This window comes from Chamaesiphon polymorphus CCALA 037, assembly GCF_003003845.1.
In the GTDB taxonomy this organism is placed as follows: domain Bacteria; phylum Cyanobacteriota; class Cyanobacteriia; order Cyanobacteriales; family Chamaesiphonaceae; genus Chamaesiphon; species Chamaesiphon polymorphus.
The window spans coordinates 1-2,383 of record NZ_PVWO01000690.1; the positions used below are offsets into that span (position 1 = coordinate 1).

General features: G+C 41.7%; 1 protein-coding gene. It reads right to left on the bottom strand.

All coding sequences use genetic code 11. From position 1 onward, the window contains the following. A partial coding sequence (locus C7B77_RS28310; RefSeq protein ID WP_146138583.1) for an AMP-binding protein occupies positions 1-1,908 on the bottom strand: 1,908 nt, incomplete at its 3' end. Positions 1,909-2,383: the final 475 nt, after the last annotated feature.

Here is a 2,383-nt window from a genome sequence, read left to right on the forward strand (position 1 = left end):
TGAAAAAGCTACTCTCAGTTGTGAAATTAATTGAGTGGCTAGTAGCGAGTGTCCGCCCAATTCAAAGAAGTTGTCGTAGATCCCGACAGTTTGCACGCTCAACACTGAAGCGAAGATGTTGGCAATGATTTCTTCACTAGGCGTGCGCGGTGCTACATATTCACTAAGCGTTTTATTGTTATTTTTTTTCCACTGACCTACAGTATTTAAGCTGTTTTCTAAGAATCCTATTTTACAAGCATGGCGTTGAACTTTTCCGCTGGAGGTCTTGGGTATACTGCCTGTTTTCAGCAATATAATTTCGTAAACTTCTAGCTGATGTTCTATTGATACTGCAATTTGGATTTCCCTAAACAACTCATCTGTATTTAGCTTTTTGAAGTCGGTTCGTCTTACCTCACAAACAACAACTAAGTACTCTTCTGCTCCTGTCTCTACGGAAAACACTGCGGTACAATTGTCTTGTAAAGATGAGTGACTGTTTTCAACTGTTAATTCGATATCTTGAGGATAATAATTCCGACCTCTAATAACAATTAAGTCTTTTAATCTACCAGCTACAAACAACTCATCATTGTGAAAAAAACCTAGGTCGCCCGTTCTCAAAAAAGATTTTGGACTCGTATCTAAACAACCTTGAAAGGTTGCTTTCGTTAATTCCGATCGATGCCAATAACCAGCAGCAACACTTTGCCCCGACACCCAAATTTCGCCAACTTGCCCTCGATCGCATTGAGTCAACGAATCTGAATTCACAATCATTACTGTTGAATCAAGATTTGGACGACCGCATCCCACAAATACTCGAACTGCTGACGATGAAATCTCACTCTCGACTACCAAGTTTTGTTCGAGTTTTTCAGCCGAAAAGCTGTGAATTGCTGGTTTTTGTTGCTTGTCTCCGCCTGTTGTAAATAGCGTAGTTTCTGCCATCCCATAACAAGGATAAAACGCACTATAGTTAAACCCACAGTCAGCAAATTTTTTACCAAATTGTGCTAAAGTTTCTGCTCTTACTGGTTCAGCTCCATTAAAAGCCAAATCCCAACTACTCAATTCAAGATTAGCTAATTCTTCAGGCTTAATCTTGTTTACGCATAGATCGTAAGCAAAATTTGGCCCTCCACTTGTAGTTGCTCTATACTTAGAAATTGCCTGTAACCAGCGAATTGGCTTTTGGATAAATGCTACTGGCGGCATCAAAATATTGGTTGTTCCAGCATAAATCGGATGAATTACATGACCGATCAATCCCATGTCATGAAACAATGGCAACCAGCTAACTCCAATACTCCGATCGCTATGCCCGAAAGCCTGATAGATACACTGTTGGTTGTGGATGATATTTCCATGAGTTACCATTACCCCTTTTGGCGTTCCGGTAGAACCAGAAGTATATTGTAAAAATGCCACACTTTCAGGCACAGTGGGGTTAAATGTGAATTCTTGCGGATTAGCTGTAATAGTATCTGTAACGATTGACTGCAACCTAGAAAATTCAACTTCTCGCTCCTCTATTTGCTTTAGATCGGCCAATATTGATGCGGTTGTCAGTAGGAGCTTGGGTTTGGCATCATTAACGATCGATCGCCACCGAGAAAAGTTCTGATTGCGCCTAGGAGGATAAACTGGAACCGCGATTACTCCAGCATACAAACAGCCAAAGAAGGCTGTAATAAATTCCAATCCAGAAGGGTACAGTAATAAAGCACATTCACCGCGCCAAGACTGAAGATAGGCGGCGATCGATCTTGCTTGTCTATCTAATTCCCCATAAGTGAGACTGCCTGATTCAGTTTCTCCATTTTGGAGAAATATATAAGCCTGCCGATCGTGCTGATACTGCGCTCTATAGCTAAGAATATCCAATAAAGATGTAGCTACTGTATTGCTTTCTGGTAGAAACATAAGGTGAACTTACTCATCAAAATCAAAAACAACACCACGATCGGTAAATCGAATCATAGCCATCCTACTCATTAGTCAGTTGACAATTTCACGACTGTGCAGCTCTCGCTACGCCTGCGTCGCTTTTCCACCCTGTTTTTCAAAACTGAGCTACCGAACCACAGCTATAGTACAGTATTTAAACTTGGGAGCGTGTGTCAATTACGACAAAATCTCTAAAAAATAAAATTACTCATACGCAGTCGAATGGAAGTCGCGCATCATTCAATTAGCCTCATCGCTGATGAGGCAGCCATCTTCCATGTGCATATTGCGGCGACGTGTTGTTTTTGACCGACAGAGAGATTATCTGGATAGTAGTGGGTGCGATCGGCTAAACCAACAGCGGCGAGAATATTCAGATCGCAGGTCTAACGTAATACTTCTCATACCAAATCCGGTTTGTACACCCTACGAACCTTGCCCTCACCCCCGC